This window comes from Magnetospirillum gryphiswaldense MSR-1 v2, assembly GCF_000513295.1.
GTDB classification, from domain to species: domain Bacteria; phylum Pseudomonadota; class Alphaproteobacteria; order Rhodospirillales; family Magnetospirillaceae; genus Magnetospirillum; species Magnetospirillum gryphiswaldense.
Genome location: NC_023065.1, coordinates 391,553 through 415,276, shown reverse-complemented (window position 1 = coordinate 415,276; position 23,724 = coordinate 391,553). Strand labels below are relative to the sequence as shown.

Genomic DNA, 23,724 nt, shown 5'->3' with positions numbered 1-23,724 from the left:
GCATGACCCAGGGGCAACGTTACAAGGTATGGCTGGCCGGGCTGGCGGTGACGCTGGTCCTACTCTACTTGCTGCGCGGCGTCATGCTGCCCTTCGTCGCCGGCATGGCCCTGGCCTTCTTTCTCGATCCCCTGGCCGATCGGCTGGAAAAAGCCGGGCTGTCGCGCACCACTGCCACCGCCACCATTACCGGCATCTTCTTTCTGCTGGTGGTAACGCTGGCGGTGCTGCTGTTGCCGATCATTCAAGAACAGGTGGTCGCCTTCGCCGAGCGCATCCCCAGCTATGTGGAGACCCTGAACGACCGCCTGCATCCGCTGATCGTCGAGTTGAAACGCAAGCTGTCCAAAGGCGACATGGACAAGCTGCGCACCTCGGTGGGCGAACATGCCGGCGAGGCGGTGACCTGGGCACTGGGGGTGGTCAAGCAGGTGCTGACCGGCGGTCTGGCCATCATCAACGTGCTGTCGCTGCTGTTCATCACCCCCATCGTCACCTTTTACATGCTGCGCGACTGGGACCTGATGGTCGCCAAGGTGGATTCCTGGCTGCCGCGCGAGCACGCCGACACCATCCGCGAGCAGGTGGCCGAGATCAACCGCACCCTAGCCGGCTTTATTCGCGGCCAGGCATCGGTCTGCCTGGCCCTGGGCGCGTTCTACGGCGTCGGCCTGTCCCTGGTCGGCCTCGATCTGGGGTTGGTCATCGGCTTGGGGTCGGGCCTGATTTCCTTCGTCCCGTACTTGGGCACCATTGCCGGCTTCATTACCGGTATCGGTCTGGCCCTGGCGCAAACTCAAAGCTGGGAATTGCCCGCCATGGTCGCCGGCATCTTCGTCGCCGGCCAAATGCTGGAAGGCAATGTGCTGACCCCCAAACTGGTCGGCGACAAGGTCGGCCTGCACCCGGTGTGGATCATGTTCGCCCTACTGGCCGGCGGTGGTCTGTTCGGCTTTGTCGGCCTGCTGCTGGCGGTGCCGGTGGCGGCAGTCATCGGTGTGTTGTCGCGCTCGGCCCTGCGCCGCTACCTGCGCTCGTCGCTGTATCACGGACCGATCCCGTGACCGAGGGCCAGTTGACCCTGGATCTCGGCCACCGGCCGGCTTTGGGACGCGACGACTTTCTGGTGGCACCATGCAATGCCGAGGCGGTGGCCTGGCTGGAACGCTGGCCCCACTGGCCTCACCACGCCTTGGCCCTGTTCGGCCCACAAGGCTGCGGCAAGACCCATTTGCTGGCGGTTTTCGCCCAACATCACGATCTGGCAACGATTATCATTCCGGCATCGCAACTGACTGCCGACGACTCTCTGCACATGCAGTTACCGCCGGTGACCATGATCGACAACCTTGATGATCTGGTCGATGAGACCGCCTTGTTTCATCTGTGGAACCGGACCAAGGAAGCCGGCACTCATCTGCTGCTGGCCGGGCGGACGGCGCCGGCGCGGCTGCCGGTGCACCTGCCCGATCTGCGCTCGCGCCTGGCCAGCCTGCACGCGGTGGGGATCGGCGCCCCGGATGAAAGCCTGCTGGCCGCCGTGTTGATCAAGCTTTTTTCCGACCGCCAATTGCGGGTGGGCGAGGATGTGGTCACCTATATCCTGGGCCGGGCCGAGCGTAGTTTCGCCGCCATGGGCGAACTGGTGGCGCGGCTGGACCGCGAATCGCTGTCGCGCCACAAGGCGGTCAGCATCCGCATGGTGCGCGACGCCTTGGCCGGCCCCGACGACAGACAGGGAGAACTGACATGGATCTAGGCATTTCCGGCAAGAAGGCATTGGTCTGCGCCGCCAGCCGCGGCCTTGGCCTGGCCTGCGCCACCGCCCTGGCCCAGGCCGGCTGCCAAGTGGTGATGGTGGCCCGACGCCCCGACGTGCTGGCCCAGGCCGCCGATGACGTGCGACTGGCCAGCGGCGCCCGGGTGATCACCGTCGCCGCCGACATTACGACACCCGAGGGCCGCGCCGCCGCCCTGGCCGCCCTGCCGGAACCGGATATCCTGGTCAACAATGCCGGCGGCCCGCCGCCCGGCGATTTCCGCGACTGGGACCGGGAAGCGTGGATCAAGGCCCTGGACGCCAACATGCTGACCCCCATCGAGCTGATCAAGGCGACCATCGACCCGATGATCGGGCGGCGCTGGGGACGCATCGTCAACATCACCTCGGGCGCGGTCAAGGCGCCTATCGACGTGCTGGGCCTATCCAACGGGGCACGGTCGGGGCTGACCGGGTTCGTCGCCGGACTGGCCCGCAACGTCGCCCGCCACGGGGTAACCCTCAACAACCTGCTGCCCGGCCTGTTCGACACCGATCGCATTGCTCAGGTGGTCGGCGCCCAAGCCAAGAACCAGGGCATCAGCTTCGACGAGGCCAAGGCCCTGCGGGAAAAATCCATTCCCGCCGGACGCCTGGGCAACCCCGCCGAATTCGGCGCCATGTGCGCGTTTCTGTGCTCAAACCACGCCGGCTATATCACCGGCCAGAACATCCTGCTCGATGGCGGCGCCTTCCCCGGCACGTTCTGACGACGATATGGCGGGAGGTGACTCGGCCTTCAGGCGCCGCTTGAAGGCCGCATCGCCCTTGATAGCCAATTCCCGTCGCAAGGCGTCACCATGCTCCATCGGCCCCTCTTGATGGATAAGGCGCCATGGCCCGCGACCACGGGTGAAACGCGCCCCCTTGCCGGTATTGTGTTGCCGCAGACGAGCATCGACATCCTTGGCGATGCCGGTATAGGCGAGATCGGCTGGGCTGATCAGGACATAGACGAACCATTCCATCCCGCCGCCCTTACAGATCAACATGCATCAGGGCAGCATCCCGCATGGCGCCTGGACCGTCTATACGTTCGAAGGTCCGCCACCCCTGGGCCGCATAAACCGCCTCCGAGTGCTGGGTCATCAGGTACAGGCGTGCGATCCCCAGGCGGCGGGCCTCATGGTGAATACGGATGAAAAGCCGTGACCCCACGCCACGTCCCCGCCAGTCGGGAGGCACATAGAGCGACGCCGCCCACGGTGTCAAATCTGGCCGCAGCGGACAATCGCTGTCCCACAGGCTCACCATGCCCACGACCTCGTCGGCGGGCGTACAGGCGACCAAGGTCAAGGGCAGAGCGTGCCGGTTGCTGTGGGCATAACAGGCAACGGCCTGTTCCAGGGTCTTGCCGCCATGTCGGCCCCATTCCTGATGCTCCCAAAGGGCGCAAGTGTGAATGTGGGCGGGTTTATCCGCCAGATAATGGATGCTGGTGTCGGTCATCGGCGGATCATAGGGCAAAATGGAAAGCCCCCGAAACCGTTAGGTTCCAGGGGCTTAGAATGGTGCCCAGGGGCGGAATCGAACCACCGACACTGCGATTTTCAGTCGCATGCTCTACCAACTGAGCTACCTGGGCACTGACCGGCGGGCTTGGTGTTCACCGCCATCCTCGTGAAGAGGAGGCGCTTATAACGGGTTTCATCGGACCTGTCAAAGGGGGGAATGCGTTTTTTTTACATCCCCGCCAAAGCCGCTGCCAAGCCATAGGCAAGGGTTCCGACAAGGGTCGCCCAGGCTGCGTTTCCGCTCCACCAATGGATCAGCCAGACAGCAGCCAACCCCGCCACCACTGGCGGCAGCGTCGTCAGCAGATGATCCGTCGGCAACAGCTCCATCACCGACAAAGCCAGCATGGCGGCAATCGCCGTCGGCCCCAGTGCCTGCAGAAAGCGCCGTAGCCGGGACGGCAAGGGTCTGTCTTGCAGACGGTCCGACACCAGCATCGGCAGCAGGCGGATGGCAAAGGTGGCCATGCCGCCGGCCAATGTCACCCAAGCCAAGGTGGTGGCGTTCATGCCGCCTCCTCACCGGCGGGAAGCACCGCCGCCAGGGCCGCCCCCACGATCATCGCCGCCAGCAAGGCGGCATGACCGGGGATGAAGCGCGACAAAACCACCGCCGCTCCGGCGGCAACCATCAGCGGAGCCAGGGCGTTTCGGCGCAGCAGCGGCAGCAATAGAGCCAGGAACAAGGCGGGCAGGACGAAGGCCAAGGCCGCCTGCCCCTGCGGCCAGCCGGAACCGGCGATACGGGCGGCGACAGCGCCGGTGACCGTGCCCGCCAACCAGGCGCCATAGGCGCCCATCTGCACCCCAAACAGCCAGGTTTCACCGTGACGCGGGGTGATGCTGGCCGAGGCCAGGGCGAACACCTCGTCGGTCAGGCCAAAAGCCAAAAGCGGGCGCGGCAGCCGCCGCCCATGCCGGGACAATTGCGCCAGCAGCACCGGACCATAGAACAGATGACGCAAATTCATGGCCGCCACGGCGCCGATCACCGACAGGGGCGATGCCCCCGCCGCCACCAGCGATACCAGGGTGAACTGGCTGGCCCCGGCATAGACCACCGCCGACACCAGCAGGGCTTGCCAGGGCGACAGCCCCTGCCCCACCGCCAGCAGGCCGAAGGAAACAGCGATGGGAAAATAACCCAGCATCAGCGACACGCTGTCGCCAAGCCCCCGACCGAAGCCGAAGGGGCGGTCAGAAGCGGTCGTCGCCGTCTGGCTCATGCTGGTGTTCGGTTTCGTTGGTTTCCACCCGATAGACCCCGCCCAGCCAGCGGTTCAAATCCACATCGGCGCAGCGGCTGCAACAGAACGGCAGAAATTTCGGCTGCGGCGGCTTGCCGCAGACCGGACACGGCTTGTTGGAATTGGCCGGCTTCATGCGATCACGCCTCGGTCACGGCGATGTCGTCGCGGGCGCGGCCCTCTTCCGCCCGGATCAGCGGCTTACGGCCCAACCGGGCTTCGATCTCGGCCAACGCTCCGGTTTGGCCATGCAAGATGGCGGCGACATCGGGGGCAACGGTCAGGGTCAGGGCACGACCCGGATGATGGGCGGCCTCGGCCAACACCAGACGTAAAGCCCGCAAGGCGGCGGCCTGGGGCGACAACAGGGCGACGTTTTCCACCATCAGATCGGACAGGGACGGCCCGCGCCGTTCGCGGGTCATTTCCACCAACCCCAGAGCGGTGGCGCCGATGACATGGGTGGCGGTGGGATCGCTGGAAATGGATTGCTTCAAGGCGGCGATCAGCTTGATCAGCGCCCCCTTGCCGCCGGCCGAGACAAAATCGACGATGATCTGGCCGGCAATGTTGCGCAGGCGCAATTGGCGGGCGATGACCGACACCGCCTGCTGGTTGGCCTCGATGGGCTGGGCCGGGCCGGAATCCACATCAATGGCGGTCAATGCCGCCGTCCCCTGAAAGGTGACGCGTCCGCCGCAGGGCAAGGGCACCACCGGGGCCAGACAGGCGGCCACCGCGTCCTCGGTGTCGTAAAGGTCGAAGACCGGGCCGCCGCGATGGCGTTCCACCAAGCCGCCGAAACGGGCCTGTGCCTGGGCGAAGGCCAGATCGTCGTCCACCAGCACCCGCGACACGCCGGGATGATCCGACAGCATGCGATCCAACGGATCGGGCCGCCACAAAACGGCGGGGGCGCGGGCATCGCGCTGGCCTTGCTGCATCTGTTGCCATTGGCCGCGCAAGGCGGTGAGATCGGCTTCCAGGGCCGGTTCGTCGGCATTGACCGCATGCAGGCGGGCGACGATGCCTTCGTCGTCGTGCATCATGCAGGCAAGGCGCTCTTGCAGAATGGCGCGGCGGTCATCGGACAATTTGCGCGGCACCGACAGGCCGGGGCGCATGGGGGTATAGGCGATGAAGCGGCCCGACAGCACCACCTCGGTGGTGAGGACGGCGCCTTTCAGGCCCTGGGCATCGGCCTTGACCTGAACCAGCACCGAAGCGCCCTGGTTCAGCTTGACCCCTTGCAGGAAGCCAGGCTTGTCCTGGCCGATATCGACAAAGACGGCGCCCATCTTGGGGGCCAGTTCCACCACCCGGCCCAGCACCACGGCACCGGCCAGCAAGGAGGGACGGATCACCGCCAGATCGACCAGACGACCGTCGCGGACCAGGGCCAAGCGGCTTTCGCCCGGCCCCCAGGAATACAGGATTTCAGAAGCCATGGAGTCCGACGCCCTTCAGCAATTGGGCGGTTTCATGCAAGGGCAGGCCCACCACGTTGGAATAAGAGCCGCCCAGATAGCGCACGTAAGCCGCCGCCAAACCCTGGATGGCATAGCCGCCGGCCTTGCCGTGCCACTCGCCCGAGGCGAGGTAGCCGGCTTCCTCGGCCTTGTCCAGGCACTTGAAGGTGACGATGGTGGTGACCAGCCGGGTATGGGCGGTGCCGTCGGGGGTCAACAAGGCGACACCGCCATGCACGCGATGACGGCGTCCGGACAGCAGCGACAGGCATTTGCGGGCGGTGCGTTCGTCTTCGGCCTTGGGCAGAATACGGCGACCACAGCCGACCACCGTATCGGCGGCCAGGATGAAGCAGCCGGGATGGCGCTGGGCGACCATGCGCGCCTTGGCTTCCGCCAGACGTGCCGCATGAGGGGCAGGAAGCTCACCCTTCAGCGGCGATTCGTCCATGTCGGCGGGGTCGATCTTGGCCGGGATGATGCCGATCTGGCGTAACAAATCCAGCCGACGCGGCGACGCGGAAGCCAGAACCAGACCGGAAATCTCGACAGGTTCGCCCACGCGCGCGGAACTTACTTGAAGCGGAATGTGATGCGACCCTTGGTCAGGTCGTAGGGGGTCATTTCCACGTTGACGCGATCGCCGGCCAGTACGCGGATACGGTTTTTACGCATCTTGCCCGAGGTGTGGGCAAGAATTTCGTGTTCATTATCCAGCTTCACCCGAAACATTGCGTTAGGCAGCAATTCGGTCACGTTACCGGAAAATTCGATGACATCCTCTTTCGCCATATGTCCTTCCAGGCGTTTGGGTCTTGGGCAGATGGAATAAGTGAGCGTTTGCACAGTCAAGGTCAAGCTGTTTTAAGCACGCCCCCCCATAAGCCTATTCCCGCGCCAGACCGGAGACGGGGAAACGCTTGCGGATTCGCCGTTCCAATTCGTCGCGCACCTGGCGATAAGCGTCTAGGCGGGCCTCGCGGCTGCCTTCCACCAAGGTGGGGTCGAAGGTGTTCCAGAACTCGACCTCGCAGGCATTGGTGCGGGTCAGGTCCACCGCCTTGTGCTGGGCCTCGGGACTGAGACTGATGATGACGTCGAAGCTGTCGTCTTCCAACTCGTCGAAGGTGCGAGGCTTATGGCGCGAGATGTCGATGCCGATCTCGTCCATGACGGCGACGGCGAAGGGGTCAAGCTCGTCGGTCTTGATACCGACCGAAGCCACATAGGCCCGCGTGCCATACATGCGGCGAAACAGCCCCTCAGCCATGGGCGAACGAATGGCGTTGAACGTACAGCAGAACAGAACGGCCGACGGCAACTCCCCCACGCCCTACCCCCTTATGTGCAGGACGCAAACCAGGGTGAACAGGCGCCGCGCGGTGTCGAAATCGATGTCCACCTTGCCGGCCAGACGTTCGCGCAGCAGTTCCGAGCCCTCGTTGTGCAGGCCGCGCCGGCCCATGTCGATGGCCTCGATCTGCGACGGCGTCGACTTCTTGATGGCGGAATAATAGCTTTCGCACAGGATGAAATAATCTTTGACGATAGCCTGGAACGGCTTCAACGGCAGCGGCACCTGCACCAGTTCATCACCGGCCTCGGCGCGGACGTCGAAGATCAGGCGATTGTCTTCCAGCCGCAGATGCAGATTGTAGGGGCCGACGAAATCGCCGCCTTGCAGGGCGAAATAGTTTTCTTCCAGCAGGTCGTAGATGGCGATGTTGCGCTCGTGCTCGACCTCCGGCTTGCGCCGGACCATGGTCTTTTCATCAAGCTGCACATGGATGATGCGTTGACGATGCGGCATCAGGGCGCCGCCATGTTCAGGCGCAGCGCCACCGACAATCCATGGGCGCCCAGGCCCTCGGCCCCGGCCAGGGCCACCGCCGCCGGGCCGATGGCGCGCAAGGCGTTGGCGTCGCAGCCCAGAAGCGTGGTCCGCTTCATGAAGTCGTGCACCCCCAGGCCCGAGGAGAAACGGGCCGAGCGCGCCGTCGGCAACACGTGGTTGGGGCCGCCGATATAATCGCCCACCGCTTCCGGGGTATAGCGGCCCAGGAAGATGGCGCCGGCATTGCGGACCTTGGCGGCCAGGGCATCGGGATTTTCCACCGCCAGTTCCAGGTGCTCGGGGGCGATGCGATCGACCAGGGCGACGCAATCGTCCAGATGGGGGACGACGACGATGGCGCCATGGGCTTCCCAGCTTTGGCGGGCGATTTCGCCCCGCGGCAGGACTTTCAGGTGGCTTTCCACCGCCAGGGCGACGCGACGGCCGAAATCGGCATCGTCGGTGATCAGAATGGATTGGGCGGCAGTGTCGTGCTCGGCCTGGCTCAACAGGTCGGCGGCGATCCAGGCCGGATCGTTGGCGCCATCGGCCACCACCAGGATTTCCGACGGGCCGGCGATCATGTCGATGCCGACGGTGCCGAACACCTGACGCTTGGCGGCGGCGACAAAGGCATTGCCGGGGCCGACGATCTTGTCGACCGGACGGATGGTCTCGGTGCCGTGGGCCAAAGCGGCCACCGCCTGGGCGCCACCGACACGGTAGATTTCATCAATACCGGCCAGGCGGGCGGCGGCCAGCACCAGCGGGTTCAGCACGCCGCCGGGGGTGGGCACCACCATGACCAGACGCTCGACCCCGGCGACCTTGGCCGGAATGGCGTTCATCAGCACGCTCGACGGATAGGCGGCGGTACCGCCGGGCACATAGAGGCCGGCGGCCTGCACGGCGGTCCAGCGCTGACCCAGCCGCACGCCGGCGGCATCGGTGTAAGCATAGCCCTGGGGCACCTGCCGGCGATGGAAATCGGTGATGCGCTCGGCCGCCAGTTCCAGGGCGGCCATCAGCTCGGGCGACACCTGGGCCAAAGCGGCGTCCACCTCATCAGCGGTGATGGCCAATCCCGCCGGGGTCAGATGCGGCAGCCGGTCGAACTTGGCGGTGTATTCCACCAAGGCCAGATCGCCGCGATGACGCACATCGTTGATGATGGCGGCAACGGTGGCGTTCACGTCCTCGTCGGTTTCGCGCTTCATGTGCAGAAGCGATTCGAAGGCATCGGCGAAATCGGCGGCGCGGGCGTCAAGCAGCAGCATTGGTGGCCTCACAGGCGGCACGGAAGGCATCGATCCAGCCGGTCATCTCGACCGGACGGGTTTTGAGGGCAGCCCGGTTGACGATCAGGCGCGAGGTCACCTGGGCGATCACCTCGACCTCCTTCAGGCCGTTGGCCTTCAAGGTCGAGCCGGTGGACACCAGATCGACGATGCGCGAACACAGGCCCAGGCTGGGGGCCAGTTCCATGGCGCCGTTCAGCTTGACGCATTCGGCCTGGACCCCGCGCTCGGCGAAGAAGCGCCGGGTCACTTCCGGGTATTTGGTGGCGATGCGGACATGGCTCCAGCGGCGGGGGTCGTCGTGTTCGGCCAAGCCCACCGGCTCGGCCACCGACAGGCGGCAGCCGCCGATGCCCAGATCCAGCGGCGCATAGAGTTCCGGGTAGTCGAATTCCATCAACACGTCGTTACCGGCGATGCCTAAGTGGGCGGCGCCGAAAGCGACGAAAGTGGCGACGTCGAAGGAACGCACGCGGATGATGTCGATATGCGGATGATTGGTGGAAAAGCGCAGGGCCCGGGTCTTGGGATTGTCGAAATCCGCCTCGGGCTCGATCCCGGCGGCACGCACCAGGGGCATGGCCTCGTCGAGGATGCGTCCCTTGGGCAGCGCGATCACCAGCTTGTCATCCATCACCACGTCCGAAAACTCCGCGAAAAAAGGGCGATAATCTTTACAGGTTTTCCCCTGGTCACACCAGTCCCGCCAGTTTGCTGTACAGCCAGCGCCCGATCTTTTCGGCGCCCTGGGGGCTGTTGTGCAGGTAATCATAAAAGTCGCCATCGCCAAACTGTAGATCGCGGGCCAGATCCAGACACAACAGCCCGTGTTCGCGGCAGACCTCGCGGGTGGCGGCGTTATAGGGGGTGAGCGCGTTGTACTGATCGACACCGTTGGGGCCGGTTTCAGTGACCATGCCCATCAGTTTGCCGCCCACCTTCTTGAAATCGCCGCGGGTCTGGGTGACGAAGACCGGCACCGCGCCCATGCCATGGATTTCATCGGCCATCAGCTTCAGCCGCTGGCGGTATTGCTCGACATTGGAATCGCCTGACGGCACCGGCTGGGCACCGGTTTCCGTCCATTTGGCGGCAGTATAATCCACCGCGTCGTGGCGCAGACGGGCACGGCTGGCCACCACCATGCCGGTAATCTGCCGGCTGAGGCGGAACAGCGCGCTTTTCTGTTTGACGATGCGATTGAAGGAATGATGACGCAGCGTATCGACCCAGGTGCCGCTGACCTGGGTGTCGTTGATGCCCACATAGGCGAGGACGAAACGCGGCTTCAGCCCCGGCACATGCGGAAACCAGTCGCGCAACGCCTGTAAATGGCCGACGGTGCTCTGGCCGTCGATTCCGGCATTGGCCACCACCACGTCGGTGCGGCCAGCATCGCGGAACTGACGCTCCAGCACCTGTTGCCAAGTCTGATCCTCGGGCAAATACAATTGGTTGGTGGTACTGCCGCCGATGGTCAGGATGGAGACCTTGGCCGGGTCGACATCACCGCGAAAACCCCATTGGTCGCGGCGATAGACGAAATCGCCGCCGCCGGCATAAAGCGGCGCAGCGGAAACTATGGTGCGGGTCGAGCGCGGCAGGCCCAATTGATCCAACGGATCCTTGCTGAACCAAGTGCCGAACAGCAATTCCGCCGCCGCCGCCAAGACCAGCAGCAGGGCAAGATTGATGGCGGCGACCTTTAGTATGCGCTTTATCATCCGGGCCTTATAACGCCTAAGCCCCCTTCGGCGCAACGCACTGAAGGGGGCTTAGATGTGTTTGACTTATTTCTATTTGGCCGGACGGACCGGGCGACCGCTCTTGGCGTCGAAGGTCATGGTGCGCAGCACCTTACCGTCGGTGCCGATGATCTCGCCGCTGATCTTGCCGTCCTCGGCGGTCTTGACGGTGCCAACCTTGGCGTCGTCGCCGCGCCAGGCGATCATGCCTTCCAGGATGTCCTTGACCTGGGTCTCGGTCAGCGGCTTTTCACGGTCGGCGCACCGACCGGGGCCACCGGGACCGCCCATCATTTCCCACGGGCCGTCGCCACCATGGGGGCCACGGGCCTGAGCCTGGGAGATACCGCCCAAGGCGGCCAGGGCGACGATGGCGGCGATAACGATACGGGACTTGGTCTTCATGGAAAACTCCATCGGTTTGGTGAAGGGCTGATGGGGCTTAGATGACCAGAAGCCTGTAACGCCGGTATGTCGCCAGCCTTGGCATTTGGCAACAAAGGGTATCGGGCTGTTACCTTCTGTTGCGAAACACCAACGGACGCCGCCCGTGGCCCGCGCTATATTAGGGGCCATGAACACCACGCCGCACATCCTGGTGGTCGACGACGACCACGAAATTCGTGACTTGCTGGCCCGTTTCCTGGCCAAGCACGGCCTGCACGTCTCCACCGCCCGCGACGGCGCCGAGATGACCAAGCTGCTTGATGCCCACGGCATCGATCTGGTGGTCCTTGATCTGATGATGCCGGGCGAGGACGGCCTGAGCCTGACCCGGCGGCTACGAGCCCAGGGCTGCACCCTGCCCATCATCATGCTGACCGCCATGGCCGAGGACACCGACCGCATCGTCGGCCTGGAAGTGGGCGCCGACGATTACCTGCCCAAGCCGTTCAACCCGCGGGAATTGCTGGCCCGCATCAAGGCGGTGCTGCGTCGCGCCCCGGCGGAAAGCGACACCGCCGCCCCGACCTCGGGCGGCGGCGGCCACCGCCTGCGCTTCGACGGCTGGGTGCTGGACATGGCCACCCGCGATCTCACCGACCCCGATGGCGTGGTGCTGACCTTGTCGGCGGGCGAATTCGACCTGCTGCGCGCCTTTGTCGAGCACCCGCGCCGGGTATTGTCGCGCGACCAGTTGCTGGACTTGGCGCGCGGTCGCCAGGCCATTCCCTTCGACCGTTCCATCGACATCCAGGTCAGCCGCCTGCGCCGCAAGCTCAACGACGACCCCAAGGAACCGCAATTGATCAAGACCGTGCGCGGCGGCGGCTATCTGTTCACCCCGGACGTGGTGCGGTCATGAAAATCCTGCCGCCCTCGCTGATGGGCCGCACCGCCTTGGTGCTGGTTCTGGCTGTTCTGGTCGCCCTGGGGGTTGCCCTGGCCCTGTTCGCCGGCAATCGCGGCGAGGCGCTGTCCGCCCTGGGCGGGCGCTATGCCGCCGAGCGGGTGGCCACCTTGGTCAACCTGCTGGAAGAAACCCCGCCGGAAAACCGCCGCCATGTGCTGCGCCGCCTGGATGCACCGGGCCTGCGGGCCGGCTGGGGCATCAACCCGCTGGTGGCCGACGACGAACGCCCCCAGGGCATGGCCAAAGGGGTGGTGCGGCTGCTATCGCGGGAAATGGACGGGCGCGAGGTGCGCGCCAGCATCGGCCCGCTGCCGCCGCCACCGCCGCCCGAGGCCGGAATGGACCGGCCCGGTATGGACCGCCCCAAGGCTGGGCCCGGTTATTTCGGCATGGGTCATGGCCTGATGGGGCCGGCGTTGCGGGTGGCGGTACGTCTCAACGACGGGTCGTGGCTGAACGTCTTCGCCCCCATCGAACACGGTGATTCCCTGTGGCAGGCCCGCTTCGTCCTGCCGTTGTTGGCCGCCCTGGTGGCGGTGACGGTGGCGGCACTGTGGGCGGTGCGCCGGGCCACCCGTCCGCTGGCCGGTCTGGCCGCCGCCGCCGAGCGCCTGGGCATGGACGTCAACGCGCCGCCCCTGCCCGAGCGCGGCCCGCGCGAGGTGCGCGCCGCCGCCCAGGCCTTCAACGTCATGCAGGACCGCATCCGCCGCTTCGTCGATGACCGTACCCAGATGCTGGCGGCCATCAGCCACGATTTGCGCACCCCCATCACCCGCATGCGCCTGCGGGCCGAATTCGTCGAGGACGACGAGCAGCGGGCCAAGATGCTGGCCGATCTGGAAGAGATGGAACACATGATCGCCGCCACCTTGGCTTTTGCCCGCGATGACGCCACGCGGGAAGAGCGCAAACCGGTCGACGTCGCCGATCTGGTGCGCGATCTGGCCGAGGATGTGGGCATCGCCTATGACGGCCCCCAGTCTCTGGTTGCCCCTGCCCGCCCGTTGGCACTGAAACGGGCGGTGGCCAACATTTTGGACAATGCCCGCAAATATGGCGGCACCGCCCGCGTCAACCTCAGCTGCGACAGCGGCCTTTTGACCATTTGCGTCGATGATAGCGGTCCCGGTATCGCCGAAGCCGACCAGGAAAAGGTGTTCGCTCCCTTCATCCGCCTGGAAACCAGCCGTAACCGCGATACCGGCGGGACCGGCCTGGGGCTGGCGGTAGCCCGCGCCGCCATCCGTGCCCATGGCGGCGATATCATCCTTAAAAACCGACCCGAGGGTGGTTTGCGGGTGATTTTGTCCTTTCCGGTGGGCTGACCCCATGCCACCTTGCTCCCCACTCGCCGAAGGATCTCGCATGTGCCGCCTGCTTGCCCTGCTTGCCCTGTCCATGCTGCTGGCCATAAACCCGGCCCAGGCTGCGGGTGGCGGCGACGACAAGGCTGCGGCCCCACCGCCGACGGCGGTCAGCAAGGGCGTCCGCGACCTGAAATTATCGCCAAGCCCGACCTTATCCGAACCGATCAAGGGCGTGCGCCTGAACATCACTCAGTTCAGCTATCCCGGCGTACCGGAACGCGCGTCCTGCCGCACGGTGATCCGGGTGGAAAACGCCAGTGACCACACCATCGCCTTCTACTCCCTGATTCGCACCTTCGATACCCAACAGGTTCCCTTGGGCACCTGGATGACGCCATCGGGTGAGTTACCGCCGGGAAAATCGGGGGAACGGCTTTATTCGTGCAAGCTCGCCCGTTACATGGTGCTGGATCGCGGCAGCGCCGGCGGTTGGCCCAACACCTGTCTGGTGGACGGCGAGGAACGCTCGCCCTGCCCGCTGGAACTGACCTTCGACGCCAATATGGACTTCCTGCCCGAACCGACGGCCAAAGACGGCAAGAAACACTGACCCCCATCATTTGGCCTATATCCGCCATCTTGCTACCAAAGTGTGGTAGTTGCGCCCCGAAGGAGTAGGCTGCTGGTTCCTCTGGCGCGTATACCTCCGTGCCGTGGAATCCCTGCGCCGTGTGTGGTGTTCTGATCTCGCCACAACGCAACCACGGAGCGCAGCCATGAACACCCACGACGACATGATCCAGTTGGCCCAAATGCTGGAATCCGAGTGGAACGGCGGCAAGATCGACCGTAAGTTCGTGCGCGACTTGGCCGAACGCCTGCTGCCCCACCACCCCGAACTGCGCCACACCCTGTCCAGCGTGCACAACCGCATGAGCCGAGGCTGATATACCACGGAGGGCGCCATGCGCGATCAAGCCGACATGCAGCGGCTGGCGCGGCTGCTGCGACAGGAATGGGAAGGACACAGCATCGATCGGCGCGAATTGCGCGATCTGGCCCGCCGTTTGCTTTCCCTCAATCCGGATATGCGCTGCACCTTGACCAGCATCGACAACCGCCTGAGCCAAGTTTGACCACTTGTCCCTAGGCGGTTGCCCCGCTGGCCAAAGCCGGTCACACTGGCCGCCTGCGGCACGGACGGAAGGGCAAGATGCAGGCACCTGTGGTTAATTTCGCGGCGGAAAACATGGTCAGGCGAACCCCTGAGCATATCGTCGCCATGGACCAGAGCGACCTGGACTATATCCGCGATAGCCTGACCGATATCGGCCAGAGCTTCGGTGTCGCCGCCCTGCCCGACATCCCCCTGCACCTGTTGCCAGCCCGCGCCCTGATGCGGCGCCTGGTCGACCTGCGCACCACCTTGAAGCCGCAAACCCAGGAACAGGGCGTGACCCTGGGCCGGCTGGCCGGCGCCATCCTGCGCCTGGACACAGCGGTGGCCTTCGACAAGGCGCGGCGGAAGTAATCCAAAAAAAGGGGCGCGGCCAAAGCCGCGCCCCAAGAAAGCGAAGGGTCAATCCGCTTAGTGGATCGATTCGCCGTGCAGCGACAGGTCGAGACCTTCGCGTTCCTCGTCGGGGGTAACGCGCAGGCCGATGACCAGATCGATCACCTTCAACAGGATGAAGGAAGCGACCGCCGACCAGACGATGGTGGCGACGATGCCGTAGAGCTGGGTCAGCACCTGACCTGCATTGCCTTCCAGCAGGCCGGGGGTACCGCCGATGGCTTCGACGGCGAAGACGCCGGTCAGGATGGCGCCGACGATGCCGCCGATGCCGTGCACGCCGAAGGCGTCCAGGCTGTCGTCATACTTGAGCGCATGCTTGAGGCCAGTGGCGCCCCAGAAGCAGACCACACCGGCGACGGCGCCGATGATCAAGGCCCCACCGACACCGACGAAGCCGGACGCCGGGGTGATGGCGACCAGACCGGCCACCGCGCCCGAGATGGCGCCCAGAACGGACGGCTTCTTGCGCAGAATCCATTCGGCGAAGATCCAGCCCAAGGTGGCGGCGGCGGCGGCGACCTGGGTCACCAGCATGGCCATGCCGGCACGACCGTCGGCGGCGGCGGCGGAACCGGCGTTGAAGCCGAACCAACCCACCCACAGCAGCGAGGCGCCGATGATGGCCAGCGACAGATTGGCCGGAGCCAGGTTGTCGGTGCCGAAGCCCTTGCGCGGGCCGAGAACCACGGCCGCCACCAGACCGGCGATGCCGGCATTGATGTGGACCACGGTGCCGCCAGCGTAATCAAGCACGCCGTCCTTGCCCAGGAAACCACCGCCCCAGACCCAATGGCACACCGGGGCGTAAACCACCAGAACCCACAGGCCCATGAACACCAGCATGGACGAGAACTTCATGCGGTCGGCGAAAGCGCCGGTGATCAGCGCCGGGGTGATGATGGCGAAGGTCATCTGGAAGACGATGAACACGGTTTCCGGGATGACGCCGGTCAGCGAAGCGACCTCGACCCCGGCCAGCAAAGCCTTGCCCAGGCCGCCCACATAGGGGGTGCCTTCGGCGAAAGCCAGGCTGTAACCGACCAGAACCCACAGCACCGACACCAAGGCGGTGATGGCGAAGCTCTGCATCATGGTCGCCAGGATGTTCTTCTTGCGCACCATGCCGCCGTAAAACAGCGCCAGGCCGGGGATGGTCATCATCAGCACCAGCACCGTCGAGGTCAGCATCCAGGCGGTGCTGCCCGAATCCAACACCGGAACCGGAGCGGCAGCCGCCGCCGCTTCCTCGGCCAGCGCCGCGCCGGCCACAAACATCGAGGCAAACGCCATTCCGGCGCCGGCCATTACCTTTTTGAGTTGATCGCTCATGATATTGTCCTTGGGTCGGAAGGGATCACAGGGCTTCGGTATCGGCTTCGCCGGTACGGATGCGCAGCGCGTGGGCCACGTCCATGACGAAAATCTTGCCGTCGCCGATCTTGTCGGTGCGGGCGGCTGCCTGGATGGCCTCGACGGCGCGGTCGACCACGTCGTCGTTGACCACCAGCTCGATCTTGATCTTGGGCACGAAGCTCACGACATATTCGGCAGCGCGATAAATCTCGGTCTGGCCCTTTTGCCGGCCAAAGCCCTTGACCTCGGTGGCGGTCAGGCCCTGGATACCCAACTGGGTCAGCGCCTCGCGCACTTCGTCCAGCTTGAACGGCTTGATGATGGCAATGATCAGTTTCACGGTCTTCCCCTTTAATCTTTAAGGGTCACAGCGCCGGCAAGGGCGCCGGCCAACTGACCGTACATATTCAAAAGCCGTGCCGTTTTTACGGTTGATAGCCGTTTTGGCGGATTTCCGCGCTTTTAGTGACTGATCCGACAAATCCCGACACGCCTGTCGCATATGCGACACACGGTTTTTGCCCAAAATCGAGGCACCGCCTCAGTCTTGGGCTGGCACGCGCCTTGCTGCGTTTCCAAGCACCAGGACGGCACGCGCCGCCCGCCACCAGGAACAAGGGGCCTCACCATGAGCGGAATTCTCGAGCAGTTGCGCGGCCTGTCGGCAGCGGAAGAGTTCTTCACCCTGCTGGACGTGCCCTACGACCCGCGCATCATCAATGTCAGCCGCCTGCACATCCTGAAGCGGTTCCAGCAATACCTGAAGCAGGACGGTGTCGAGGCCCTGGCCGAGGACAGCCGCAAAGCCGCCTGCGCCGCCAGCCTGAAGAAGGCGCACGACGATTTCGCCGCCACCAGCGGCGTCGATGAAAAGCTGTTCAAGGTGTTCAAGGACCAGCAGGCGCCGGCGCCCGGATTCATCTCGCTTGACGCATTGAAGACGCGACAAGGCTGAGTTGTCGCAAGAGCGACAATCGCATACCTATAAACAACAGCACAAGCCATTGATTTTTATGTTTTTGCTGCAATGGCACGCGGATTGCGAAAAGCCCAGTCAGATTTTCCGCCAAGGAGCCCGGCCATGAATATCGTTGTTTGCATCAAGCAGGTTCCGGACAGCGCCCAAATTCGCGTCCATCCCGTCACCAACACCATCATGCGCCAGGGCGTGCCGACCATCATCAATCCGTACGACCTGTTTTCGCTGGAAGCGGCGCTTCAATTGCGCGACCAGACCGGCGGCAAGGTGATCGTGCTGACCATGGGCCCGCCCATGGCCGAGGACGCCCTGCGCAAGGCCATGGGCATCGGTGCCGACAAGGCGGTGTTGCTGACCGACCGTTTCTTCGCCGGCTCCGACACCCTGGCCACCTCGTTCTCGCTGTCCATGGCGATTGCCAAGATCGCCGAGAAGGAAGGCCCCATCGATCTGGTGTTCTGCGGCAAGCAGACCATCGACGGCGACACCGCCCAGGTCGGCCCCGGCATCGCCTGCCGCCTGGGTCTGAACCAGCTGACCTATATCACCTCGATCGAGGCGCTGGACGCCAAGGCGCGCGAAATCACCGTGCAGCGCCGGGCCGAAGGCGGCGTGCAGGTGCTGAAGACCAAGCTGCCGTGCATGATCACCATGCTGGAAGGCTCGAACATCGTTCGCCGCGGTTCCATGCCCAACGTGCTGCGCGCCGCGCGTGAGCCGATCCTGACCCTGAACGCCGCCGCCGCCGGCATCGAGGACGTCACCCGTTGCGGCCTGCGCGGTTCTCCCACCGTGGTGAAGAAGGTGTTCGCCCCCAAGCCGCGCGCCGATAAGGCCAAGCTGATCGACACCACCAACCGCAGCCATACCGACATCGCCAACGACGCGGTCGAGGCCCTCTTCGCCGCCGCCCCCAAACTGCAGTCCGATCTGGTCGGTCGTGCGGCCCAGGCTTGAAGGAGACAGTGATATGACCGAGAAAGCCGCCCCCGCCCCCGCCGCCGCTGCCGGTGGTTCCCGCGCCGGGATGAAGAAGGAACTGCCCGAGCGGTTCCGCGATTACAAGCACGTCTGGGTGCTGATCGAGATGGAACGCGGGCAAGTCCACCCGGTGTCATGGGAATTGCTGGGCGAAGGCCGCAAGCTGGCCGACAAGCTGGGCGTCGAACTGGCCGGCGCCCTGTTGGCCGGCCCCGGCGAAGCCACCCAGAAGGCCGTCGATGAGGCCTTTTCCTACGGCGCCGATCTGGTCTATCTGATGGAAGACCCGCTGCTGGCCGATTACCGCAACCAGCCCTATGCGGCGGCGATGACCGATCTGGTCAACACCTACAAGCCGGAAATCCTGCTGATGGGCGCCACCAATCTGGGCCGCGATCTGGCCGGCACCGTCGCCACCACCTTGGCCACCGGCCTGACCGCCGACTGCACCGAGCTGGCCATCGACCATGAAGGCTCGCTCGCCGCCACCCGCCCGACCTTCGGCGGCACGCTGCTGTGCACCATCCACACGCTGAACTTCCGCCCGCAGATGGCCACCATCCGCCCCCGCGTCATGGCCATGCCGGAAGCGCAGGAAGGCCGGAGCGGTCGGGTCATCCGCCACGCGCTGGTGATGGAAGAATCGTCCATCATCACCAAGATCCTGGACTTCATCGCCGACGCCAACATGGAAAAGGCCCAACTGGCCTATGCCGACATCGTCGTCGCCGGCGGCATGGGTCTGGGTCGCCCGGAAAACTTCAAGCTGGTCACCGATCTGGCCGCCGTGCTGGGGGCCGAATACGGCTGTTCGCGCCCGGTGGTGCAAAAGGGCTGGATGCCGGCGGAACGTCAGATCGGCCAGACCGGCAAGACCATCCGTCCGCGTCTGTACATCGCCGCCGGTATTTCGGGGGCCATTCAGCATCGCGTCGGCGTCGAGGGCTCGGACATCATCCTGGCCATCAACACCGACCCCAACGCCACCATTTTCGAGTTCGCCCATATGGGCATCGTCGGCGACGCCTTGCAGATCCTGCCGGCGCTGACCGAGGCATTTCGCCGCCGTCTGGCGGTCAACCGGCTTGCCGGCTGAAGGAGGCTTTGACCATGAGTGAGACTTTCGACGCCATCGTGATCGGAGCCGGCCCGTCCGGCAATGCCTGCGCCTATGTCATGGCCAAGGCCGGCTTGAACGTGCTGCAAATCGAACGCGGCGAATATTCCGGGTCGAAGAACGTGCAGGGCGCCATCCTGTACGCCGATGCCCTGGAACGCATCATCCCCGATTTCCGCGAGGATGCGCCCTTGGAACGCCACATCGTCGAACAGCGCATGTGGATTTTGGACGACAAGGCCCATGTGGGCGGTCACTACCGCTCGGATGCCTTCAACGAAGAGCGTCCCAACCGCTACACCATCATCCGCGCCCAGTTCGACAAATGGTTCAGCCGCAAGGTGCGCGAAGCCGGCGCCCTGGTGGTATGCGAAACCACCGTCACCGAGTTGATCAAGGACGGCAAGGGCAAGGTCATCGGCGTGCGCACCGACCGTGAAGACGGCGACGTCTATGCCGACGTGGTGGTGATGGCCGACGGCGTCAACGCCCTGGTGGCCAGCCGCTCGGGCATCAAGAAGGAAGTCACCCCCGACGCCGTCGCCCTGGCGGTCAAGGAAATGCACTTCCTGCCGCAAGACGTCATCGAAAGCCGCTTCAACATCGGCGAGGAAGAAGGCGTGGTCATCGAAGTGGCCGGCTCGGTCACCGTCGGCATGGTCGGCACCGCTTTCCTCTACACCAACAAGGAAAGCATCGCGGTCGGCATCGGCTGTCTGGTGTCGGACTTCACCGAAGCCCAGGTGCGCCCGGCCTTCCTGTTGGAGAAGTTCAAGAATCATCCGTCGATCAAGCCGCTGCTGGCCGGGTCGGAAGTCAAGGAATACGCCGCCCACCTGATCCCCGAAGGTGGCTTGAACGCGGTGCCACAGCTTTTCGGCGACGGCTGGATGATCGTCGGTGACGCCGCCCAGTTCGTCAACGCCGTCCACCGCGAAGGCTCGAACATGGCCATGACCTCGGGCCGTCTGGCGGCCGAGACGGTGATTGCCGCCAAGAAGACCGGCAAGCCCATGGTGTCGTCGGTGCTGGTCGCCTACAAGAAGGCGCTGGAAGACAGCTTCGTCTTGAAGGACCTGCACAAGTACCGCCGCCTGCCCAAGGTGCTGCACAACAACAAGCACTTCTTCACCGATTATCCGCGCCTGCTGTCGCAAGCCGCCGAGACCATGCTGCGCGTGGACGGCGAGGACAAGCGGTCCAAGGAAAAGAAGATCACCAAGGCCTTCCGTTCGACCCGTCGTCTGGGCGGTCTGCTGGGCGACGTCTTCAACCTGGCCCGCGCCTTCCGGTAATCGCCCCGGCCTGGGCGCCTGCTCGCCCAGGTCCGAGCTTTCAGGAGAACTCTCATGCAAGAGATCCACATCAAGGTAGAAGAAAAGCTCTACCAGAACCGCTACATGGTCGATGAAGGCCGCCCGCATATCAGCGTCAAGCCGCACACCCAGCCGACCGAGGCCTTGGCGTCGCTGGTCAAGATCTGCCCCGCCGGCTGCTATAGCCGCACCGAAACCGGTCAGGTGGAAATCGCCCCCGACGGCTGCCTGGAATGCGGCACCTGCCGCATCGTCTGCGCCGCCACCGGCGACATCGAGTGGAATTATCCGCGCGGCGGCTACGGCATCCTGTTCAAGTTCGGCTGAGGATCATCATGATGGAATCAGTTGACGAATTCCTGGCCTATGCGGCCCGGTTGGAACAGGAAGCGGTGCTGCGTTTCAAGGAATTGGCCGAAGCCGCCAAGACCCACGGCAACAAGGAAGTGCACGAATTCTTCGCCCAGATGGCGCATTATTCGCAGATGCACTACCAGCAGGCCAAGGAACGCTGCGGCTATCACGACCTGCCGGTCATGAGCCATGACGACTTCAAGTGGCCGGAAATGGAAAGCCCGGAAGCCGCCGCCATCTGGGGCGCCGATCCGCTGATGGGCGTGCAGGAAGCCATGCGTCTGGCGCTTGAAGCCGAACTGCGCGGCTATGAGTTCTATAAGAACGTGCTGGACACCACCACCGACCCGGAAATCCGTGCCATGGCGCAGGAATTCACCGACGAGGAAGCCGAGCACGTGGAAGCCATCCAACGCTGGATTCAGCGTCTGGCCGCTTAAGCTCCCCCTCTCCCCGCGTGCGCATTGCCCATACGACGCGCGGGGAGAGGATCAGGACTTCAAATTATCCCATTCCCCCCCTTGCCCCGCCCAAAGGTGGAGCCCATGTGCATTTAATGCATGGGCGCCCTTCGCATTTGCAGCAATTGTCGGATTAGCGACACTGGACGAAACCGTTCAGACATGGCTAAAGTCTAAAAAATAGACACACGGCCATGCCGCCCATTTTAAAGGCACGGTCGAAAATGGGGTTCGGGACATGGGCAGCTTGAACAAAAGCCGCAACGAAGACAGCGAAGCACAGCTGATCGGTATCTACGAAATCGGCAAGGTGCTGGGATCGACCTTCGACCTCGACCGGGCGCTGCACGACGTCTTGAACATCCTGTCGTCCTACCTGGAAATGCGCCACGGCGTCGTCACCTTGGATGACGGTACCGGCGAGCAGGTGCTGGCCGCCGTCACCGGCATGTCCTTGCGTGAGGCCCGCGACGGCGCCTTGAAATACCCCATGCAGGCCATCCGCCCGGTGCTGGAGGGCTCGATGCCCATGGTGGTGCCCAGTGCCGTCGGCGACCCGGCCCTGGCCGATTACATCGCCGAGTTCCTTGATCCCGATGACGATTCCCTGGCCTTTCTGTGCGTACCGGTGAAGACCAACGAAAAGCCCTTCGGCACCCTTTCCGTGGTGCGCGGGCGTGAAAGCGGCGCCCATCGCGGCTTTCAGCACGACATCCGCTTCCTGACCATGGTCGGCACCCTGATCGGCCAAACGGTGGGGCTGTACCGCAAGGTGCTGGCCGACCGCGAACAGCTGATGGAAGACAATGCGCGACTGCAAAAGCAGGTGATCAAGATCAAGCCGGCGGCGGCGCGCAGCGCCGGGCTGGAAGAGATTGTCGGCTCGTCCGAGGCCATGGCCCGGGTGTTCGCTCAGGTGCAGCAGGCGGCACCAACCAAGGCCACCGTGCTGTTGCGCGGCGAAAGCGGCACCGGCAAGGAAATGATCGCCCACGCCGTGCACATGCTGTCCAAGCGCACCGACAAGCCGTTCGTCAAGGTCAACTGCGCCGCATTGTCGGAAAGCGTGCTGGAATCTGAATTGTTCGGCCACGAAAAGGGCGCCTTCACCGGCGCCGTCGCCGACCGCAAGGGCCGTTTCGAGTTGGCCAATGGCGGCACCTTGTTCCTGGACGAGATCGGCGAGATTTCCGCCAATTTCCAGTCCAAGCTGCTGCGCGTGCTGCAAGAAGGCGAATTCGAGCGGGTCGGCGGCGCCAAGACCATCAAGGTTGATGTCCGTCTGGTCGCCGCCACCAACCGCAACCTGGAAATGGCGGTGACCAAGGGCGAGTTCCGCGCCGACCTCTATTTCCGCTTGAACGTGGTGCCCATCTTCCTGCCGCCCTTGCGCGAACGTCATGGCGACGTGGCGCTGCTGGCCGACCACTTCCTCAAGCAGTTCAACCAGGAAAACGGTCGCAAGGTCGGCATCACCGCCAAGGCTTTGCAGACCCTGCAACGCTGCAACTTCCCCGGCAATGTGCGCGAACTGGAAAACTGCATCTACCGCACCGCCACCATGGCCCAGGGCGACGTCATCGACGAGATCGACCTGTCGTGCCGGCGCGATCTGTGTCTGTCCTCGACCCTATGGGACGGCAAGGTGGGCCAAGGGCAGGCGGCCAGCCATCTGGTGCCGGTCCCCACCGCCCCCGTGCGTGAACCGGTTACCGCCGTCGCTGCACCGCCGCCGATCACCGCACCGACGGCGTCCACCGAAGTCATGGCGGAGGTGGATTTGGACAGCCTGGACGAACGGTCCCGTCTGGTCCAGGCCATGGAACGCTGCGGCTGGGTCCAGGCCAAGGCCGCCCGCCTGCTGGGGCTGACCCCGCGCCAGATCGGCTATGCCCTGAAGAAATACGACATCGAGATCAGGCAGCTGTAGCCACGGGCACGTTGCCTGACGGTCCGACGCCCTGGCGGAGTGGTCGCATCGCGGCGACACCACCCCT

General features: G+C 64.4%; 32 protein-coding genes and 1 tRNA gene. 16 read left to right on the top strand and 17 right to left on the bottom strand.

Annotated elements, in window-relative coordinates:
• The first annotated feature begins 2 nt into the window (after positions 1–2).
• From MGMSRV2_RS02010 to MGMSRV2_RS02000, 3 genes are read left to right on the top strand one after another with little or no spacing between them, the layout of a single operon-like run.
• Positions 3–1,064, top strand: coding sequence for an AI-2E family transporter (locus tag MGMSRV2_RS02010; protein WP_024078644.1), 1,062 nt, complete (start codon positions 3–5; stop codon positions 1,062–1,064).
• Entirely contained in the window at positions 1,061–1,759 is a 699-nt protein-coding gene (locus MGMSRV2_RS02005; protein WP_024078643.1) for an HdaA/DnaA family protein, read from the top strand. Before MGMSRV2_RS02010 ends, MGMSRV2_RS02005 begins: the two co-directional genes overlap by 4 nt.
• Complete coding sequence (locus MGMSRV2_RS02000) at positions 1,750–2,529, top strand: SDR family oxidoreductase (RefSeq protein ID WP_024078642.1); 780 nt, start codon at positions 1,750–1,752, stop codon at positions 2,527–2,529. Before MGMSRV2_RS02005 ends, MGMSRV2_RS02000 begins: the two co-directional genes overlap by 10 nt.
• Here MGMSRV2_RS02000 and MGMSRV2_RS01995 read toward each other — a convergent pair.
• The 15 genes from MGMSRV2_RS01995 to MGMSRV2_RS01925 form a co-directional block, all read right to left on the bottom strand.
• Entirely contained in the window at positions 2,458–2,811 is a 354-nt protein-coding gene (locus tag MGMSRV2_RS01995) for a GIY-YIG nuclease family protein (RefSeq protein ID WP_242410708.1), read from the bottom strand. The genes MGMSRV2_RS02000 and MGMSRV2_RS01995 overlap by 72 nt on opposite strands.
• Positions 2,798–3,268, bottom strand: coding sequence for a GNAT family N-acetyltransferase (locus MGMSRV2_RS01990; RefSeq protein WP_024078641.1), 471 nt, complete (start codon positions 3,266–3,268; stop codon positions 2,798–2,800). The genes MGMSRV2_RS01995 and MGMSRV2_RS01990 overlap by 14 nt, the downstream gene beginning before the upstream one ends.
• 60 nt (positions 3,269–3,328) lie before the next feature.
• Positions 3,329–3,404: transfer RNA gene (locus MGMSRV2_RS01985), tRNA-Phe, on the bottom strand.
• Between the two features lie 97 nt (positions 3,405–3,501).
• The gene (locus tag MGMSRV2_RS01980; protein WP_024078640.1) at positions 3,502–3,843 is read right to left on the bottom strand and encodes an AzlD domain-containing protein; all 342 of its coding nucleotides are present in this window, start codon (positions 3,841–3,843) and stop codon (positions 3,502–3,504) included.
• Entirely contained in the window at positions 3,840–4,559 is a 720-nt protein-coding gene (locus MGMSRV2_RS01975) for an AzlC family ABC transporter permease (RefSeq protein ID WP_024078639.1), read from the bottom strand. The genes MGMSRV2_RS01980 and MGMSRV2_RS01975 overlap by 4 nt, the downstream gene beginning before the upstream one ends.
• Positions 4,531–4,716 (bottom strand): DNA gyrase inhibitor YacG, encoded by a 186-nt coding sequence (yacG, locus tag MGMSRV2_RS01970; RefSeq protein WP_024078638.1) that lies wholly within the window; start codon positions 4,714–4,716, stop codon positions 4,531–4,533. Before yacG ends, MGMSRV2_RS01975 begins: the two co-directional genes overlap by 29 nt.
• A 4-nt stretch (positions 4,717–4,720) precedes the next feature.
• The gene (locus MGMSRV2_RS01965; RefSeq protein WP_024078637.1) at positions 4,721–6,028 is read right to left on the bottom strand and encodes a ribonuclease E/G; all 1,308 of its coding nucleotides are present in this window, start codon (positions 6,026–6,028) and stop codon (positions 4,721–4,723) included.
• Positions 6,018–6,611, bottom strand: coding sequence for a Maf family protein (locus MGMSRV2_RS01960; RefSeq protein ID WP_024078636.1), 594 nt, complete (start codon positions 6,609–6,611; stop codon positions 6,018–6,020). Before MGMSRV2_RS01960 ends, MGMSRV2_RS01965 begins: the two co-directional genes overlap by 11 nt.
• Before the next feature lie 11 nt (positions 6,612–6,622).
• Complete coding sequence (infA, locus tag MGMSRV2_RS01955) at positions 6,623–6,841, bottom strand: translation initiation factor IF-1 (RefSeq protein WP_024078635.1); 219 nt, start codon at positions 6,839–6,841, stop codon at positions 6,623–6,625.
• Positions 6,842–6,935: 94 nt separating this feature from the next.
• Positions 6,936–7,379 carry an arsenate reductase ArsC gene (locus MGMSRV2_RS01950; protein WP_024078634.1) on the bottom strand — a complete coding sequence of 148 codons (444 nt, stop codon included), beginning with the start codon at positions 7,377–7,379 and terminating at the stop codon, positions 6,936–6,938.
• Positions 7,380–7,382: 3 nt separating this feature from the next.
• Positions 7,383–7,859 (bottom strand): UPF0262 family protein, encoded by a 477-nt coding sequence (locus MGMSRV2_RS01945; RefSeq protein ID WP_024078633.1) that lies wholly within the window; start codon positions 7,857–7,859, stop codon positions 7,383–7,385.
• Entirely contained in the window at positions 7,859–9,160 is a 1,302-nt protein-coding gene (gene hisD, locus MGMSRV2_RS01940) for a histidinol dehydrogenase (RefSeq protein ID WP_024078632.1), read from the bottom strand. Before hisD ends, MGMSRV2_RS01945 begins: the two co-directional genes overlap by 1 nt.
• Positions 9,147–9,815 (bottom strand): ATP phosphoribosyltransferase, encoded by a 669-nt coding sequence (gene hisG / locus MGMSRV2_RS01935; protein ID WP_024078631.1) that lies wholly within the window; start codon positions 9,813–9,815, stop codon positions 9,147–9,149. Before hisG ends, hisD begins: the two co-directional genes overlap by 14 nt.
• Positions 9,816–9,873: 58 nt before the next feature.
• Positions 9,874–10,905: an SGNH/GDSL hydrolase family protein gene (locus tag MGMSRV2_RS01930; RefSeq protein WP_024078630.1), complete on the bottom strand. Its 1,032-nt coding sequence runs from the start codon at positions 10,903–10,905 to the stop codon at positions 9,874–9,876.
• Positions 10,906–10,977: 72 nt separating this feature from the next.
• The gene (locus tag MGMSRV2_RS01925; protein WP_024078629.1) at positions 10,978–11,331 is read right to left on the bottom strand and encodes a hypothetical protein; all 354 of its coding nucleotides are present in this window, start codon (positions 11,329–11,331) and stop codon (positions 10,978–10,980) included.
• Between the two features lie 169 nt (positions 11,332–11,500).
• Between MGMSRV2_RS01925 and MGMSRV2_RS01920 the strand changes: the two genes are divergently transcribed.
• The 6 genes from MGMSRV2_RS01920 (at position 11,501) to MGMSRV2_RS01905 (ending at position 15,121) form a co-directional block, all read left to right on the top strand.
• A complete protein-coding gene (locus tag MGMSRV2_RS01920; protein WP_041633388.1) occupies positions 11,501–12,232 on the top strand; it encodes a response regulator in 732 nt (243 codons plus the stop codon).
• A complete protein-coding gene (locus MGMSRV2_RS01915; protein ID WP_024078627.1) occupies positions 12,229–13,608 on the top strand; it encodes an ATP-binding protein in 1,380 nt (459 codons plus the stop codon). Before MGMSRV2_RS01920 ends, MGMSRV2_RS01915 begins: the two co-directional genes overlap by 4 nt.
• Positions 13,609–13,648: 40 nt before the next feature.
• Positions 13,649–14,200: a hypothetical protein gene (locus MGMSRV2_RS01910; RefSeq protein WP_024078626.1), complete on the top strand. Its 552-nt coding sequence runs from the start codon at positions 13,649–13,651 to the stop codon at positions 14,198–14,200.
• Between the two features lie 166 nt (positions 14,201–14,366).
• The gene (locus tag MGMSRV2_RS21320; protein WP_024078625.1) at positions 14,367–14,537 is read left to right on the top strand and encodes a hypothetical protein; all 171 of its coding nucleotides are present in this window, start codon (positions 14,367–14,369) and stop codon (positions 14,535–14,537) included.
• Between the two features lie 18 nt (positions 14,538–14,555).
• The gene (locus tag MGMSRV2_RS21315) at positions 14,556–14,726 is read left to right on the top strand and encodes a hypothetical protein (RefSeq protein ID WP_024078624.1); all 171 of its coding nucleotides are present in this window, start codon (positions 14,556–14,558) and stop codon (positions 14,724–14,726) included.
• A 77-nt stretch (positions 14,727–14,803) separates the two neighbouring features.
• Positions 14,804–15,121: a hypothetical protein gene (locus MGMSRV2_RS01905; RefSeq protein ID WP_024078623.1), complete on the top strand. Its 318-nt coding sequence runs from the start codon at positions 14,804–14,806 to the stop codon at positions 15,119–15,121.
• 57 nt (positions 15,122–15,178) lie between these two features.
• Here MGMSRV2_RS01905 and MGMSRV2_RS01900 read toward each other — a convergent pair whose 3' ends face one another.
• Positions 15,179–16,495 (bottom strand): ammonium transporter, encoded by a 1,317-nt coding sequence (locus tag MGMSRV2_RS01900; protein WP_024078622.1) that lies wholly within the window; start codon positions 16,493–16,495, stop codon positions 15,179–15,181.
• A 25-nt stretch (positions 16,496–16,520) separates the two neighbouring features.
• Positions 16,521–16,859, bottom strand: a complete 339-nt coding sequence (locus MGMSRV2_RS01895; RefSeq protein ID WP_024078621.1) for a P-II family nitrogen regulator — start codon at positions 16,857–16,859, stop codon at positions 16,521–16,523.
• 288 nt (positions 16,860–17,147) lie between these two features.
• On the opposite strand from MGMSRV2_RS01895, the gene nifW reads away from it, so the two are divergent.
• The 7 genes from nifW to nifA all read left to right on the top strand — a co-directional run bounded on the left by nifW (position 17,148) and on the right by nifA (position 23,657).
• Complete coding sequence (gene nifW, locus MGMSRV2_RS01890; protein WP_024078620.1) at positions 17,148–17,474, top strand: nitrogenase stabilizing/protective protein NifW; 327 nt, start codon at positions 17,148–17,150, stop codon at positions 17,472–17,474.
• Between the two features lie 126 nt (positions 17,475–17,600).
• Complete coding sequence (locus tag MGMSRV2_RS01885) at positions 17,601–18,455, top strand: electron transfer flavoprotein subunit beta/FixA family protein (RefSeq protein ID WP_024078619.1); 855 nt, start codon at positions 17,601–17,603, stop codon at positions 18,453–18,455.
• A gap of 13 nt (positions 18,456–18,468) precedes the next feature.
• On the top strand, positions 18,469–19,575 hold the full coding sequence (locus tag MGMSRV2_RS01880; protein ID WP_024078618.1) for an electron transfer flavoprotein subunit alpha/FixB family protein: 1,107 nt from the start codon (positions 18,469–18,471) through the stop codon (positions 19,573–19,575).
• A gap of 14 nt (positions 19,576–19,589) precedes the next feature.
• Positions 19,590–20,891 carry an FAD-dependent monooxygenase gene (locus tag MGMSRV2_RS01875; protein ID WP_024078617.1) on the top strand — a complete coding sequence of 434 codons (1,302 nt, stop codon included), beginning with the start codon at positions 19,590–19,592 and terminating at the stop codon, positions 20,889–20,891.
• A 54-nt stretch (positions 20,892–20,945) separates the two neighbouring features.
• On the top strand, positions 20,946–21,239 hold the full coding sequence (locus MGMSRV2_RS01870) for a ferredoxin family protein (protein WP_024078616.1): 294 nt from the start codon (positions 20,946–20,948) through the stop codon (positions 21,237–21,239).
• A gap of 8 nt (positions 21,240–21,247) precedes the next feature.
• Complete coding sequence (locus tag MGMSRV2_RS01865; protein WP_024078615.1) at positions 21,248–21,706, top strand: ferritin-like domain-containing protein; 459 nt, start codon at positions 21,248–21,250, stop codon at positions 21,704–21,706.
• Between the two features lie 259 nt (positions 21,707–21,965).
• A complete protein-coding gene (nifA, locus tag MGMSRV2_RS01860; RefSeq protein WP_024078614.1) occupies positions 21,966–23,657 on the top strand; it encodes a nif-specific transcriptional activator NifA in 1,692 nt (563 codons plus the stop codon).
• Positions 23,658–23,724: the final 67 nt, after the last annotated feature.

Coding starts and splice junctions, on each gene's coding strand:
- MGMSRV2_RS02010 (WP_024078644.1), top strand. CDS start 3: ATGACCCAGGGGCAACGTTACAAGGTATGGCTGGCCGGGCTGGCGGTG.
- MGMSRV2_RS02000 (WP_024078642.1), top strand. CDS start 1,750: ATGGATCTAGGCATTTCCGGCAAGAAGGCATTGGTCTGCGCCGCCAGC.
- MGMSRV2_RS01995 (WP_242410708.1), bottom strand. CDS start 2,811: ATGTTGATCTGTAAGGGCGGCGGGATGGAATGGTTCGTCTATGTCCTG.
- MGMSRV2_RS01990 (WP_024078641.1), bottom strand. CDS start 3,268: ATGACCGACACCAGCATCCATTATCTGGCGGATAAACCCGCCCACATT.
- MGMSRV2_RS01980 (WP_024078640.1), bottom strand. CDS start 3,843: ATGAACGCCACCACCTTGGCTTGGGTGACATTGGCCGGCGGCATGGCC.
- MGMSRV2_RS01975 (WP_024078639.1), bottom strand. CDS start 4,559: ATGAGCCAGACGGCGACGACCGCTTCTGACCGCCCCTTCGGCTTCGGT.
- yacG (WP_024078638.1), bottom strand. CDS start 4,716: ATGAAGCCGGCCAATTCCAACAAGCCGTGTCCGGTCTGCGGCAAGCCG.
- MGMSRV2_RS01965 (WP_024078637.1), bottom strand. CDS start 6,028: ATGGCTTCTGAAATCCTGTATTCCTGGGGGCCGGGCGAAAGCCGCTTG.
- infA (WP_024078635.1), bottom strand. CDS start 6,841: ATGGCGAAAGAGGATGTCATCGAATTTTCCGGTAACGTGACCGAATTG.
- MGMSRV2_RS01945 (WP_024078633.1), bottom strand. CDS start 7,859: ATGCCGCATCGTCAACGCATCATCCATGTGCAGCTTGATGAAAAGACC.
- hisD (WP_024078632.1), bottom strand. CDS start 9,160: ATGCTGCTGCTTGACGCCCGCGCCGCCGATTTCGCCGATGCCTTCGAA.
- hisG (WP_024078631.1), bottom strand. CDS start 9,815: ATGGATGACAAGCTGGTGATCGCGCTGCCCAAGGGACGCATCCTCGAC.
- MGMSRV2_RS01930 (WP_024078630.1), bottom strand. CDS start 10,905: ATGATAAAGCGCATACTAAAGGTCGCCGCCATCAATCTTGCCCTGCTG.
- MGMSRV2_RS01925 (WP_024078629.1), bottom strand. CDS start 11,331: ATGAAGACCAAGTCCCGTATCGTTATCGCCGCCATCGTCGCCCTGGCC.
- MGMSRV2_RS01920 (WP_041633388.1), top strand. CDS start 11,501: ATGAACACCACGCCGCACATCCTGGTGGTCGACGACGACCACGAAATT.
- MGMSRV2_RS01915 (WP_024078627.1), top strand. CDS start 12,229: ATGAAAATCCTGCCGCCCTCGCTGATGGGCCGCACCGCCTTGGTGCTG.
- MGMSRV2_RS01910 (WP_024078626.1), top strand. CDS start 13,649: ATGTGCCGCCTGCTTGCCCTGCTTGCCCTGTCCATGCTGCTGGCCATA.
- MGMSRV2_RS21320 (WP_024078625.1), top strand. CDS start 14,367: ATGAACACCCACGACGACATGATCCAGTTGGCCCAAATGCTGGAATCC.
- MGMSRV2_RS21315 (WP_024078624.1), top strand. CDS start 14,556: ATGCGCGATCAAGCCGACATGCAGCGGCTGGCGCGGCTGCTGCGACAG.
- MGMSRV2_RS01905 (WP_024078623.1), top strand. CDS start 14,804: ATGCAGGCACCTGTGGTTAATTTCGCGGCGGAAAACATGGTCAGGCGA.
- MGMSRV2_RS01900 (WP_024078622.1), bottom strand. CDS start 16,495: ATGAGCGATCAACTCAAAAAGGTAATGGCCGGCGCCGGAATGGCGTTT.
- nifW (WP_024078620.1), top strand. CDS start 17,148: ATGAGCGGAATTCTCGAGCAGTTGCGCGGCCTGTCGGCAGCGGAAGAG.
- MGMSRV2_RS01885 (WP_024078619.1), top strand. CDS start 17,601: ATGAATATCGTTGTTTGCATCAAGCAGGTTCCGGACAGCGCCCAAATT.
- MGMSRV2_RS01880 (WP_024078618.1), top strand. CDS start 18,469: ATGACCGAGAAAGCCGCCCCCGCCCCCGCCGCCGCTGCCGGTGGTTCC.
- MGMSRV2_RS01875 (WP_024078617.1), top strand. CDS start 19,590: ATGAGTGAGACTTTCGACGCCATCGTGATCGGAGCCGGCCCGTCCGGC.
- MGMSRV2_RS01870 (WP_024078616.1), top strand. CDS start 20,946: ATGCAAGAGATCCACATCAAGGTAGAAGAAAAGCTCTACCAGAACCGC.
- MGMSRV2_RS01865 (WP_024078615.1), top strand. CDS start 21,248: ATGATGGAATCAGTTGACGAATTCCTGGCCTATGCGGCCCGGTTGGAA.
- nifA (WP_024078614.1), top strand. CDS start 21,966: ATGGGCAGCTTGAACAAAAGCCGCAACGAAGACAGCGAAGCACAGCTG.